At 33.8% G+C, this 14,556-nt stretch carries 11 protein-coding genes; 2 read left to right on the forward strand and 9 right to left on the reverse strand.

What is annotated here, in order from left to right; translation table 11 throughout:
• Positions 1-9 precede the first annotated feature (9 nt).
• From B8963_RS10385 to asnB, 4 genes are all read right to left on the reverse strand, one after another.
• On the reverse strand, positions 10-585 hold the full coding sequence (locus B8963_RS10385) for a Crp/Fnr family transcriptional regulator (protein ID WP_084061455.1): 576 nt from the start codon (positions 583-585) through the stop codon (positions 10-12).
• Between the two features lie 256 nt (positions 586-841).
• Complete coding sequence (locus B8963_RS10390) at positions 842-1,852, reverse strand: DUF6588 family protein (RefSeq protein WP_084061670.1); 1,011 nt, start codon at positions 1,850-1,852, stop codon at positions 842-844.
• Positions 1,853-1,925: 73 nt separating this feature from the next.
• Positions 1,926-3,887 (reverse strand): DNA topoisomerase (ATP-hydrolyzing) subunit B, encoded by a 1,962-nt coding sequence (gyrB, locus tag B8963_RS10395; RefSeq protein WP_084061456.1) that lies wholly within the window; start codon positions 3,885-3,887, stop codon positions 1,926-1,928.
• Positions 3,888-4,128: 241 nt separating this feature from the next.
• A complete protein-coding gene (asnB, locus tag B8963_RS10400) occupies positions 4,129-5,802 on the reverse strand; it encodes an asparagine synthase B (protein WP_084061457.1) in 1,674 nt (557 codons plus the stop codon).
• 237 nt (positions 5,803-6,039) lie between these two features.
• Here asnB and B8963_RS10405 point away from each other — a divergent pair, with 237 nt between their 5' ends.
• Positions 6,040-6,585: a DUF2911 domain-containing protein gene (locus B8963_RS10405; protein ID WP_084061671.1), complete on the forward strand. Its 546-nt coding sequence runs from the start codon at positions 6,040-6,042 to the stop codon at positions 6,583-6,585.
• Between the two features lie 66 nt (positions 6,586-6,651).
• Here the strand turns inward: B8963_RS10405 and B8963_RS10410 are convergent, their stop codons facing one another.
• Positions 6,652-8,271: an amidohydrolase gene (locus tag B8963_RS10410; RefSeq protein ID WP_084061458.1), complete on the reverse strand. Its 1,620-nt coding sequence runs from the start codon at positions 8,269-8,271 to the stop codon at positions 6,652-6,654.
• Positions 8,272-8,526: 255 nt separating this feature from the next.
• On the opposite strand from B8963_RS10410, the gene B8963_RS10415 reads away from it, so the two are divergent.
• Entirely contained in the window at positions 8,527-10,164 is a 1,638-nt protein-coding gene (locus B8963_RS10415; RefSeq protein ID WP_084061459.1) for an ABC-F family ATP-binding cassette domain-containing protein, read from the forward strand.
• On the opposite strand, the gene B8963_RS10420 is transcribed toward B8963_RS10415, so the two are convergent.
• The 4 genes from B8963_RS10420 to B8963_RS10435 form a co-directional block, all read right to left on the reverse strand.
• Positions 10,161-10,769 carry a YkgJ family cysteine cluster protein gene (locus B8963_RS10420; RefSeq protein ID WP_084061460.1) on the reverse strand — a complete coding sequence of 203 codons (609 nt, stop codon included), beginning with the start codon at positions 10,767-10,769 and terminating at the stop codon, positions 10,161-10,163. The two genes, B8963_RS10415 and B8963_RS10420, sit on opposite strands and share 4 nt — an antisense overlap.
• A gap of 126 nt (positions 10,770-10,895) precedes the next feature.
• Positions 10,896-11,459: a PepSY domain-containing protein gene (locus B8963_RS10425; RefSeq protein WP_084061461.1), complete on the reverse strand. Its 564-nt coding sequence runs from the start codon at positions 11,457-11,459 to the stop codon at positions 10,896-10,898.
• Between the two features lie 79 nt (positions 11,460-11,538).
• Positions 11,539-12,630: an OmpA family protein gene (locus tag B8963_RS10430; protein WP_084061462.1), complete on the reverse strand. Its 1,092-nt coding sequence runs from the start codon at positions 12,628-12,630 to the stop codon at positions 11,539-11,541.
• 155 nt (positions 12,631-12,785) lie between these two features.
• Positions 12,786-14,540, reverse strand: coding sequence for a TonB-dependent receptor (locus B8963_RS10435; RefSeq protein ID WP_084061463.1), 1,755 nt, complete (start codon positions 14,538-14,540; stop codon positions 12,786-12,788).
• Positions 14,541-14,556: the final 16 nt, after the last annotated feature.

Raw genomic sequence — 14,556 nt, forward strand, 5'->3', positions numbered from 1 at the left:
TAAAGAAAACTAAGCTTTAGTATTATATCTTCTAATACGACTAAGTTGAGTTGGTGTTATACCCAGATAAGATGCTATGTGATATTGAGGTATTAATTGCTCTAATTGCGGATATTCTTTCTGAAAAATTGCATAGCGTTCATTAGCTTCTAACAAAACTATGTCGACTTCACGCTTTTCTTTATCCACAAAATAGCCCTCAGCAATCTTTCTCAAAAGCCTTTCCAAATCTTGATGTTTATCTAACAAACTAGTAAGCTCATTAAAGTCTCCTATAACCAATTCACAATCCGTTAAAGCCTGTTGGTTTATTTTATTGGGTTGCTGAGACACCAATGAAGAATAACCTCCAACCATACTGTTTTGCACAAAAAAGTGTTTATTATATTCCGCCCCTTTATTATTTCTATAAAAAGCCCGAATAACACCACTTCTTAGATATCCGAATTTTTTTGCAATTTCATTTTCCTTAACGAAATACTCTCCTTTTTTTAAAGAATGTTCGTTGAAAATATTTTTTAACACCTCCCAGGTAGCCTTATTAATTGGAGAAATAGCATTAAAATAATCGTAAATATCTTTCATTATATTTTATATACTAATACACAAATAACTATTATAGTTAGTAAAAATAAGCATATGAAACTACAAAATAGTTTTATTCCAACTTATGTAAAGGCGAATAGAAAAAATGGCAATAAACTTTGGTTTACCTCTTTAAGAAATTAAGTGAATCTAGTGCCAACCAAAATATAAACAAGATCGCAGTAAAAAATAGTATTGAATAGTAGAAACAAAAAAGCCACCTTAAATAGGTGGCTATATAGTATATAAAAATTAATTATCTAAACCCAAAATTTATACCAAATGATAAACTATTAAATGCTGCAATGGTATAATCTGCATGTAATCTAAAAAATCCAAGTTTTAATTTAGTTCCTACATTAGCGGTAACACCATTAACCTCTCTAGTTAAACTAAAAGGATCTTCCACACTTGGCGATGTTATAAAGCCACTTTCATAAGTTCCTAAAAAATCTGTGGTAGATTTTCCTTTTAAATACCCTATTCCTCCATAAAAATTAATCACCGGTAATTTTGTAGATACTACTGCTTGAAATGTCCAAGTGTTCATAGTCATTTCTATTCTTTGATCCTGACCTGCTATGACACCAGTATCTGTAAAATCATAAGAACCATCTAAGTGCGTATACCCTATGACACCAGATATAGCTACAGGCCATATTTTTTCTGCAGGTAATAAACTGGTTAATTCATGCTGTAAACCAACTCCATAAAATCCTACGGAAACATCATCTGTATCTACCTTAGGCAAGAATCTAGCTTTTAATTCTATCCCCTTTATTAGCCCCACACTCGCTTGTATAAATGCTGATGGAACAAAATTTATACCTTCCCCAGATAAACCTGATGGGAGTTCAAATTCTTCCCTTTGTGTTATTCCTGGAGCAATTTCACCTTCTACAAAAACTCTAATACCTTCCAAATCACCTAAAGCAGATGCAACCACATTTGAAGCGCTACCATCTACAAATTGCAGATTCTCGTAATCTGCAGTATTTAATACAAAGGTTTTTTTATCATCCTTATTCTTAAAATTTGCCATATTACCGATTATTGAAATCTCAAAACCACCTAATGGCTTAGCTTTTCCTGAATTATACCATCCATTTGAAATACTGTATAGTGCTCCTTCCGATAAAGGTCCGAAATAATCGTTGGTAAAACGCTCTGCATCTTCAACACCAGCAGCAAAAATATCATTAGCATTGGATTGAGCCATACTTGATAATCCTGAAATCATTAATATAGCCAAAAAGAAATGTCTCATAGTTTTATATTTTGCCATAAAACTAAAAAACTCGCACTAGTAGTGCGAGTTTTTGTTGTGTAACCTATATTTTCTATGCATCAATGTTCGCATAAACAGCATTTTTCTCGATAAACTCTCGTCTAGGCGGTACTTCATCGCCCATTAACATAGAGAATACACGATCCGTTTCTGTTGCATTATCAATTACTACTTGTCTTAATGTCCTAAATTCCGGATTCATTGTGGTATCCCACAATTGTTCTGCATTCATTTCTCCAAGACCTTTGTAACGCTGAATACCCACGCTACCATTAAAACTTTCAGCAATTTCATCACGCTCTTTATCATTCCAAGCATATTTCTTCTTGTTTCCTTTTTTTACAAGGTATAGTGGTGGCGTAGCAATATATACGTGACCTGCTTCAATCAACTCTCGCATATATCTGAAAAAGAAAGTAAGAATTAGTGTTTCAATATGACTACCATCGACATCGGCATCACACATGATGACTACTTTATGATATCTTAGTTTTTCAAGATTTAGAGCTTTACTATCCTCTTCTGTTCCTATTGAAACCCCTAAAGCAGTATATATGTTTTTAATTTCTTCGTTCTCAAAAACTTTATGCGTCATGGCTTTTTCTACATTCAAGATTTTACCTCGTAATGGCAAAATAGCTTGAAACATACGGTCACGACCTTGTTTTGCAGTTCCGCCCGCCGAATCTCCCTCGACTAAGAACACTTCACATTTTGAAGCATCTTGCTCAGAACAATCCGAAAGCTTACCTGGTAAACCTCCAATACTCATAACCGTTTTACGCTGCACCATTTCACGAGCCTTAGTCGCTGCATGCCTTGCTTGTGCCGCAAGAATTACCTTTTGAACGATAATTTTAGCGTCCTCAGGATTTTCTTCTAGATAATCGGTTAACATTTCAGACACAGCCTGACTCACTGCTGCTGAAACTTCTCGGTTTCCTAATTTTGTTTTTGTTTGCCCTTCGAATTGTGGCTCTGCAACTTTTACAGATACAATCGCAGTAAGTCCCTCACGGAAATCATCTCCTTGAATTTCGAACTTTAATTTATCCAACATTCCTGACGCATCCGCATATTTTTTTAAGGTAGTTGTAAGTCCTCTTCTAAAACCAGATAAGTGGGTTCCACCTTCATGCGTATTTATATTATTTACATACGAATGTAAATTCTCGGTATAGGAAGTATTATACACCATTGCTACTTCAACAGGGATATCATTCTTCTCCCCTTCCATTGAAATAACACTTTTTATTAATGGTTCACGGTTACCATCTAAAAATTTAATAAACTCCTTTAGACCTTCTTCAGAATAAAAACGCTCTTCTAAAAATCCACTTGGACTATCTTTATCTTTCTGCCTTTTATCTGTCATGGTTATAGAAACTCCCTTATTCAAATAAGAAAGCTCACGCATTCTATTAGAAAGGGTTTCATAACTATACTCAATAGTTTGAGTGAAAATAGTATCATCAGGATAAAAAGTAACTTCGGTACCTCTAATATCTGTTTCGCCAATGCTTTTTACAGGATACAGCGCTTTACCTTTTTCATACTCTTGTTCGTAAATGGTTCCATTACGAAATACCGTAGCTTTTAAATGCTTAGAAAGAGCGTTAACACAAGACACACCAACACCGTGCAATCCACCAGATACTTTATAGGAATCTTTATCAAACTTACCTCCTGCACCAATTTTGGTCATTACAACCTGAAGCGCAGAAACTCCTTCTTTTTTGTGTATATCTACAGGAATACCACGACCATTATCTCTAACAGTTATAGAATTATCCTCGTTTATTGCAACAGTAATCGTATCGCAATGACCTCCCATTGCCTCATCTATTGAGTTATCGACCACCTCGTATACTAAATGATGTAAACCTCTAACTCCTACATCTCCAATATACATGGAAGGACGCATACGAACGTGTTCCATTCCCTCAAGGGCCTGAATACTATCTGCGGAATAATTGTTCTTTTTTTGCTCGTCTTTATTTGCTTCTTCGCTCATAAAATTAATGGTTTCAATATAAATTTTGCAATCTTACAAATATAAACAATACCTCAGCGAAATAAGGTTTTAGCAGCAGTACAGAGCATGAAGTTATCAACAATAATTGTGGAAAATATAATTATAGATTTCTTGCTGAACAATTACATCTATATAGTACTAAAGAAGCACCCAAATTGGGTGCTTCTTACGGACTAATTATAATTAAAACTGAAAACAGTGGTAATTCTTATTTATAAATCTACGCTTTTACATAAGCATCTGAATGCACGTTCGCAACTGCTCTACCAGATGGATCATTCATATTTTTAAATGCTTCATCCCATTCCAAGGCTATTTTAGTACTGCAAGCAACAGACGCTTCTTGAGGCACACAAAGTGCCGCCGCATCTGAAGGGAAATGCGATTCGAAAATTGATCGGTAATAGAACTCTTCTTTAGAAGTAGGCGTTTGTAATGGGAATCGGAATTTAGCGTTAGCTAACTGCTCATCAGAAACCTCATTTTTAACTACTTCTTTTAAGGTGTCGATCCAACTGTAACCTACACCGTCAGAAAACTGCTCTTTTTGTCTCCATGCTACGCTTGCTGGTAGCATATCTTCAAAAGCTTTACGAACAACCCATTTTTCCATGCGCTCACCATTAATCATTTTATCTTTAGGGTTTATGCGCATAGCCACATCCATAAATTCTTTATCTAAGAAAGGCACACGACCTTCTATCCCCCAAGCTGCAAGTGATTTGTTAGCTCTCAAACAATCGTACATATGCAACTTACTTAATTTACGAACTGTTTCTTCATGAAACTCCTTGTCATTTGGTGCTTTATGAAAATACAAGTAGCCTCCAAATAGTTCGTCTGCACCTTCACCGGACAATACCATTTTAATCCCCATAGACTTAATTACTCTTGCCATTAGGTACATTGGAGTTGAAGCTCTAATTGTAGTAATATCATACGTTTCAAGATTGTACACTACATCTTTTATAGCATCTAATCCTTCTTGGATGGTAAATTTTATTTCATGATGCACGGTTCCAATATGATCCGCAACTTTACGCGCAGCGGCCAAATCAGGAGAACCTTCTAAACCAACTGAAAACGAATGTAATTGAGGCCACCACGCATCTGCTGTATCATCAGACTCTATTCTCTTCTGCGCATACTTTTTAGCAATCGCCGAAGTTACAGAAGAATCTAAACCACCAGAAAGCAATACTCCATAAGGCACATCCGACATTAACTGTCTATGAACAGCAGCCTCTAAGGCTTCTTTAATTGCAGCGATACTTGTTTCGTTATCTTTAACTGCATCATATTCCATCCAATCTCTGGTATACCATTTCTTTAATTCCCCATCAGAACTATGTAAGTAATGTCCTGGAGGAAAAAGTTCGATTTTGGTACATGTACCTTCTAAAGCCTTTAATTCTGAAGCTACATAGAACGTTCCATTTTTATCCCATCCCATATATAAAGGAATAATTCCCATATGGTCACGAGCAACAAAATACTCGTCTTTCTCAACATCATAAATAGTAAATCCGAAAATTCCATTCATTTCATCAATGAAATCAACCCCTTTTTCTTGGTATAAGGCTAATATTACTTCGCAATCAGATTCCGTTTGAAAGTTATACTTTCCTTCAAATTGTTTTCTAAGCGCTCTATGGTTATATATTTCACCATTAGCAGCAAGCACTAATTTTTTATCTTGACTAAACAAAGGCTGTTTTCCTGAAGCAGGATCAACAATTGCCAAACGTTCGTGCGCTAAAATTGCTTTATCATTAGCAAATATTCCACTCCAATCTGGCCCTCTATGTCTAATCTTTTTGGACATTTCCAATAATTGAGGTCTTAAATCCTCAGTACTCTCCTTTACATCAAATGCACATACTATTCCACACATATCTTAATATATTATAAGCAATTTTAAAGCAAAGATGCATTTTATGCTTCTATAAAAAAACATTAATCACTAAAATAGTTTTAATTTAAAACAAATAATACAAAATCTATTTTATTATGAAATCATTACTACACATATTCGCAAGTAATTCTCTTTTTTTGTAAGTTTAGATAAATAGCACGTACTTAGTACCCAGTTAGCGTTATAAAAAAACAATTATCTTAAAAAATTATGATTATGAAAAAATTCCTATCCTTATCAACCCTTATCGTATGTTTGGTTTTTGCTTCTACAGCAACTGCACAAAAATTTAGTGGCCTAGACAAAAGCCCTATGGATGTTGCAGCGTTTCCAACTAGTTACAAAGTTGCAGACAAACTAGTTAAAGTAACTTACAGTAGACCTCAATTAAAAGGCAGAACAATAGCAGAATTAGCTCCTGCAGGTTCAGTCTGGAGAACTGGTGCAAATGAAGCGGTTGAGATTACTTTTTACAAAGATGTAGATTTTGGAGGAAAAGAAGTAAAAGCAGGAACGTATTCACTATTTACTATACCTGGAGCAAAAGAATGGACATTTATTTTAAACAGTAAACTTAATCAGTGGGGTTCTTATACCTATGATGAATCTGCTGATATTGTTCGTGTTATGGGTTCTGTTAGTGCTGGAAGCGAATCTTTAGATGCTTTTTCCATGACTTTTAACGACAAGGACAAAGGAGCTGATTTAGTTCTAGGCTGGGGAAAAACAAGAGTTTCGGTACCTGTTAGTGGTAAAGAATAAACACTAAAACAATATTTTAAAAAAAGCCTAACGTTTAACTTTAGGCTTTTTTTGTGCTTATATTTTTTACTCCACTATTTTACCAGAAATGAAAACATGATTTGCTGATACTGTTGGCAATTCCTTCTCTGGAATAGCCATAAGATCTTTATTCAATATTACAAAATCAGCAAATTTTCCTACTTCTATGCTCCCTTTCTCATTCTCTTCAAAATTACTATACGCAGCCCATATAGTCATACCTCTTAATGCTTCTTCTCTACTAAGTGCATCTTTCATTTGAAATCCTTTTTCAGGGTAACCATCATTATCTTTTCTTGCAACAGCGGCGTAAAATGTTAAAAACGGACTCACTTGCTCCACAGGGAAATCTGTCCCTAATGCTACTACACCAGCCTTATCTAACAAAGTCTTATAGGCATAAGCTCCTACCATTCTATCACTACCTAATCTATCTTCTGCCCAGTACATATCGCTTGTAGCATGTGTAGGTTGTATAGAAGGAATTATTCCTTCGTTAAAATAATCGAAGTCAGTCGTTGATATAATCTGAGCATGTTCTATCTTCCATCTGCGATTTTCCTTATTCTTCAACACACTTTTATAAGCTTTTAACACCACCAAATTAGCCGAATCTCCTATAGCATGTGTATTCATTTGATAGTCCGATTTCGCAATTTTTTTAGCTACTTTTTCTATTTCATTCACTGGTGTAACCATGGCACCAAAATGATTTGCTTGATCGGAATAAGAAGATTTTAAAACAGCCCCTCTTGACCCTAAGGCTCCATCCGCATAAACTTTTACAGACCTTACATTTAAATGATCTGTTTTAATAATTCCTTTAGAGAGATAATATTTTAAATTTTCAGGATAATTAGCCACCATTGCATATACTCTTATTTTTAAGTCTCCCGATTGTTGCAAACTATCTATCAATTCGATAATTTCTCTAGACAAGCCTGCATCGTTTACTGTTGTTAGGCCATTGCTAAAGCAAATGCTTTGAGCGTCTTTTAAAGCCTGTATTTTTGATTCTTTTGAAAGCCTTGGCATGATTGGTCCAATTAAATCCATTGGCCCATCAACTAATACACCTGTTAATTGACCATTTTCTTTAACAATTTCTCCACCAACAGCTTTAGTATCTGTATTAATACCCGCCATAGCTAATGCTTTTTGATTAACTAAGAATGCATGACCATCTATTCGTTCTAAAACTACAGGAATATCTGGATAAACTTCATCCAATAATTCTTTGGTTGGAAATTTTTTATCCTCCCAATCATTTTGATCCCATCCCTGACCAAAAATAAAATCACTCTTGTTCTTTTCATTAAACAGGCTAATTCTATCCAGTATTTCTTCAAAACTTTTGGTGCCTACTAGATCAACTGCTAGCTGATTTAAACCTAGTCCGTAAAAATGGCAGTGTGCATCAATCAAACCAGGAACAATGGTTTTACCATCTGCATCAATTACTTGATCCGCCATGTATTTGTCCTCGATTTCTTGATTACTTCCTATTGCCAAAAATTTTCCGTCTTTTATTGCAAATGACTGTGCCTTAGAAAACATCTTATCTACTCTGTAAACATTTGCATTTACGACAATTAAATCTACTTTTTCTTTAATTAAATTACAGCTACAACTAAAAATTGCCAGCATTATTAATATCCGTTTCATTTGGATGGTTTTATTAGGATTAAATTAAAAAATGTACTCAAATAATATTGGGGGGAAGATATATATTGACAAAATACAATATTTAATTTAAATACTAATTTCATAAGTAACTTTATATAAAGAAGTTAGCAACTTTCATTCAAAACTAATAAAGATGACTTAAAATTATTGATTCTATTTATGTCGATTAAGACCTAATAAATTTATAGTATCCCAACCAAGATTTAATTAGTTTTGCATCTTTAATTTTTCAAGATGATTTCAGTAGATAATATTGCAGTAGAGTTTAGTGGCGAAACACTTTTTAGTGATGTTTCTTTCGTAATAAACGAAAGTGATAAGATTGCACTTATGGGAAAAAATGGTGCTGGTAAGTCCACCATGATGAAAATAATTGCAGGTGAACAAAAAGCTACAAGAGGAAATATACGTTTTCCAAAAGATGCCGTTATTGCCTATCTACCACAACATTTGCTTACTGAAGACAATTGCACTGTATTCGAAGAGGCTTCTAAAGCATTTGCCCAAGTTTTTGCAATGCAAAAAGAAATGAATGATTTAAACAAAGCATTAGAGACCCGGACAGATTATGAATCTGATGACTACATGAAACTGATCCAAAAAGTATCTGATTTGGGGGAAAAATATTATGCTTTAGAAGAAATTAATTACGAGGCCGAAGTTGAAAAAGCTTTAGCTGGATTAGGATTTAAAAGAGAAGACTTTCACCGCCAAACAAGTGAATTTAGTGGCGGTTGGCGTATGCGTATTGAGCTTACTAAAATTTTATTACAAAAGCCCGATTTAATTCTACTAGACGAGCCTACAAACCACGTAGATATAGAATCTGTAATTTGGCTTGAAGACTTTTTATTGAATAAAGCCAAAGCCGTTGTGGTAATTTCTCACGATAAAACTTTTATTGATAACATTACTAATAGAACAATAGAAGTTACCATGGGTCGTATTTACGACTACAAGGCAAACTATTCTCATTATTTACAACTTAGAGAAGATCGTCGTAGTCACCAAATAAAGGCTTACCAAGAGCAGCAAAAATTTATTGCAGATAACCAAGCATTTATAGATAGATTTAAAGGAACCTATTCCAAAACCAATCAGGTTACTTCTCGTGAGCGGATGTTAGAAAAGTTACAAATAATTGAAATTGATGAAATTGATACTGCCGCGTTAAAATTAAAATTTCCCGCTTCGGTACGTTCTGGCGATTACCCGGTAACTGTAACCGATTTAACTAAAACCTATGGAGATCATGTTGTTTTTAAAAATGCAAACATGAGTATTTCACGTGGCGAAAAGGTATCGTTTGTAGGTAGAAATGGAGAAGGTAAATCTACCATGATCAAAGCAATTATGGGCGAAATAGATTTTGAAGGCAAATGCTCTCTAGGTCATAATGTAAAGGTGGGCTACTTTGCTCAAAACCAAGCTTCATTGTTAGATCCAGAATTAACAATTTTCCAAACAGTGGATGAAGTAGCTAAAGGAGACGTGCGCACGCAAATAAAGAATATTCTAGGCAGATTTATGTTTGGGGGTGATGATATTGAGAAAAAAGTAAGTGTGCTCTCTGGAGGTGAAAAAACACGCTTGGCTATGGTGAAATTATTATTGGAACCTGTAAACCTTTTAATTCTCGATGAGCCTACGAATCATTTAGATTTAAAATCTAAAGACGTTTTAAAAGAAGCGCTCTTAGATTTTGACGGCACATTAATCTTGGTTTCTCATGATAGAGATTTTCTTCAAGGCTTATCACAAAAAGTATTTGAGTTCAAAGAAAAACGTGTCATTGAACATTTTGAAACTATTGATGCTTTCCTTATAAGAAACCGTATTGAAAATTTAAAAGAGATAGATTTAAAAAATTAAGCGCAATTTTTATATCCTTTTGGAAAAGGGCGATACGCGTAATATTGCAAAACTTCTTCTATAGCAAGCTTTAGTGCCTTGTTTATTGGAACTATTTTATTACCCAAGGCAAAATCTATTTGAGAAAGATTCATGTAATAATCTGTAAAAATGGGCACATATAATCCATTAGCCATGGCCAGTTTAGAAGCCTCGTAGTTTTCTACCTGACCTTCCTTTATAATTTTACAAGTTGCTAAACGTAATTCTCCAAATTTATCTTTACTAGCGCCGTAACCAAACAATCTACAGATTAAGCCTCGATATTTATAATCGCTACATTTACCACTTGTACTATCTACTACAGAAAGTGGCTGGTAAATATGACATATAGGACTGGATTTAGAATTCAATTCTTCTAAGGTTTTTAAAGCAATTCCATTTAAAAATAAATAAAATGCCCATGGGAGAAACTCTAATGGAGATGCATCTACTTCGGCATGTGTACAACACTTACCACAACCTGCTTTACAATGCAAGCCTGTGTTTGATTGAAAAGTAGCAATCTCTTGATCTAAACCAGCATACAATAATTCTACTGCCTTAACCCTCTTTTCTATAGACATATTACATCTAATTTTAGCGCCGCGAATGTACACTAATATTCAATACGTAAAACATTAAAAAAATCTAATTTTAACCATTGTGAAGAATCTGTCGCATTCATTGCAACTATATAAAAATTAGCATGTTTATGCTTTTCGCATACGTTTTGGTCCATACCATAGCCAAAAGCCTGTAATTGTAAAAAGTAAGAGAGCTATACCCATTAAAGTAGTATAGGCCAATTTAAATGGACTACCCGAAGTATTGAAGTACGTATCTAATACAGAACCATCATGTATATTTTCTATAAGGTCTGATTGGCGCTTGCCAAATTCTAATAAATCTCCTGTAACACCATCCAATTGTAAGCCGTAATAATCTTGATATATAAATTTTATTACTCCTTTATCTTTATGTATATCCACACGATCTAAGGTAATAACCTTATCAGAATGTATAGAATCACTCACCACATCATTGGCTTTATTATAAAGCACTTCTAAAGGTAGCCACTTATTTAAGTCTCCAGAAGTTCCTTTTTTAGTTTCTGCCAATATAATTCCTCCGCTATTTTTTTTCCATCCAAGTAACAAGCCCGAAACAGCTATTATAAAGAAAAAAATAAATAAAAAAGCCCCTAATAGTCTGTGAACTTTTCTAAATATACGCAATACTTTAGCTTGTTTTTTTCTCTTAATAGTAGCATTCATATGTTATAACTGCAAAGAATAAAATGAATGCGAAAGTTAAGTATATTATACTGTTGATTTTATCAAAGAAATATTAAATTTAATTTTGATCTTCGTAGATGGTGTTGGCATAATTACTATTAGGTTTCGCAATTAAAAACTCCACCCTTCTATTTTTAAACCTAAGATTGTCTTTTTGGTTGTCTACTACAGGTTTATTAAAACCGTAACCTTTCCATGAAATCCTATCTTTACTTAATCCTAATTTCATTAAAAAATTAGCCACAGTTAATGCTCTTTGGTCCGATAAGTTATCATTATAAGCCTTTGAGCCTTTAGAATCTGTATGTCCGTATAAATACACATTTAAATCTGGATGTTGCGCTAAATAGTGTACCAAGTTTACAAGTTGTTGATTGTATGAAATTTGAATATAGGTTTCATCAAAATCAAAAAGCAAATCTTCTATTACGTAAAGTTCATTTAGATTATAAGATGGGATTTCTATCACCGAAACCATATCTACAAAATAATAAGAAGATTTTCGTGCCGTTTTTTTTACGACTTGCTTTAAGGTTTGGTCATTATTTTTAAAATTTCCTATGGTTAAAAAACGCTCATTACCTTTCCCCATTATGGTAGTAGAAATCTCCACCCATTTGGTATTATCTTTGTAAAAGTTAGCATTGGCTATTTCTTTGTAGTTGATTATACCTCCGGATGGCATATAGTCTAAAGCAATGTTTTTAGAAGTATTGATTTCAAATGCCGCTTGAGTAAAAAGTATACCAAATTCTTGAATTGCAAACTCAACCTCATCTGCTAAATTCACCATAAACGAAACTTTGTATAATTTATCTTTCTCTAGTGCTGTTTCCAGTTCTGCAGTAATATATTCTCTATAATCTTTTGGAGCATACAAATACAGACCCACATAGGCATTACCATCAAATGGTAATTGCGAGCCAATAAAATTATTTTCAACAGGTAGTTTTTCACTACAGGTATTAAAATAATCTGTAGTACCTAAAGATGGCTTTCGCCAATTCTTCACATCTTCACTTAAAGAACCAAAAGAATCTGGACATTTAATATTGGATTCAAAGCTTGGGTTTTTCACTAAATTTTGTCCGTTGAGCAAAAAAAAGGTGAAGCCAAAAAATAAAAACAGCGATTTGGGAATTGTTTTCATCTATTTACTTTTTATTAGAAAGGCAAATCTCAGAAAATATGCTGCAAAATATTTTCAATTAGCGTTGAATGTAAAAGTACTATAGCTAGAATACATTCTTCTAGCTATGAACTAATTACAACTAACCTTTCTAATATAAAGATAGGTATAAAACTTTAAAAATCAAACTTATAGGTTGCTCCAGCAAGTAACTGAAAGGTTTGAACTGGAAAATTAGCCCATCGCATATAACTGCTATTTGCAATATTATTGGCTTTAACAAAAACAGAAAGTTGCTCGTTAAAACGGTATCCTAAATGCGCATTACTATCCCAAAAACTATTTAATGTTCTAATCTCCGATGGAAAATCGGCAGGTTGTACGTTCTGAACCACTTCACTTTGTAAATCTTGACGCTCACCAACATAAAAAATTGATGCTCCCATGAACCATTTTTTATTTAATTGATAATCTGCTATTATCGACCCTGTTACTTTAGGTAAATTCCATGCTGGATTATCAGTCTCTGTGGTATACGTATTTGCTTCCATATTCATACTCAAAGAGAAATTCCTTTTTATATCTACATTTATTTCACCGAAAATTCCCAGTGTTTTTACATCATCATAAAACACCTCGAAGGAATTTTGATAATAATACCCCTTTTCATCATCTCTAAATGAATTTAAAGGATTCCATTTATACAAAGGCTTTTTATTCTCCGTTTTATACGTTGCTTTTAAATTATAACTTAAACTTGGTAATAGTTGACCTTTAATACCTGCGTAGGCATTGTATTTTTGATCAGTAGGCTGTATAGACAATGTAGGTGACACAAATGGATTTTGTTCCACAAAGCCATAAAACGAATTCTGGATTAGCTCGCCTTGTATACCACCATAAGCAATAACAGTTTCATCTAAAACACGGTAACTTGCGGTAATATCTGGATATATAAAGAAGTTACTATCACTATTTTCAGAATCCACACCAAAAACTAAATTCAAACCTAGATTAAGGGTTAAATCATCTCTTAAAATTTCAATACTTGGCCCAATACCTGCTTGAAATAAACTATAATTTATTTCCGGTGTATTCGCAACATTTTTAACGTCAGCATTTTTAAATACTCCGCCTAAATAATCAAATTTTGCTTTTACCGTTAAGTTTTCATCCTGAACTGGAAATTGAGCCTTTGCTTTAAGCATAGCTCTATTCTCACCAGATTTAGTGGCATCCCAAAAACGACGAACTAATGCCTCACCTTTTCTAAAATAAGAATCATCCATATTTAAATGACCCGAAATCTCCGCATTAAAATAGTTTTGTTTAGCATCTATAGCATTAATTTCCTCATCCGTATAAACACCAACAGGTATTCCATACCAATTATATAATTGATGTTGCAAGCCTAAATTAGCTCCCCAATTTAAATCGGTGTCGCGTTTTTTATAAGCAGCTATTAACTTCGTATTGTAAAAAGCATTATTTAAAGCAATACTATCTAACTGACCTCTTGAGGAATGGTGTGTTAAACCTAAATCTAATTGTTCGTCTCTATTTAAAGCTCTACTTGTATACAAATCAGCCAAAGCATTATCAAATGTTCCAAAACCTAATGACGCATAAGAATTATATACTACTGGTGGTGGAATTTTATCTACTGTGGAAGCTTTCCCTTTTGCCGGCGTAAAAGTTGAAGCCACTGGAACAGAGAAAATATTGTACGTAATTTTCTTTTTCTGTAGTACAATAGAATCATTGATTACGGGTAGGGATTTTATTTTAAAAGCATCAGAAATTGTGGGCTTATACGTGTTTACTACAGTCACTGTCTCTGTACCTAAACTATCTTTGCTCTTCTCTTGTGCCGATATTGAATTAAAAATGCCCAAAAAAAGAAGGCTTACTAATTTTATGTACTTCTGCATATAATGTCTCTTTTGC

Source organism: Cellulophaga tyrosinoxydans (assembly GCF_900176415.1).
Classification (GTDB): Bacteria; Bacteroidota; Bacteroidia; order Flavobacteriales; family Flavobacteriaceae; genus Cellulophaga; species Cellulophaga tyrosinoxydans.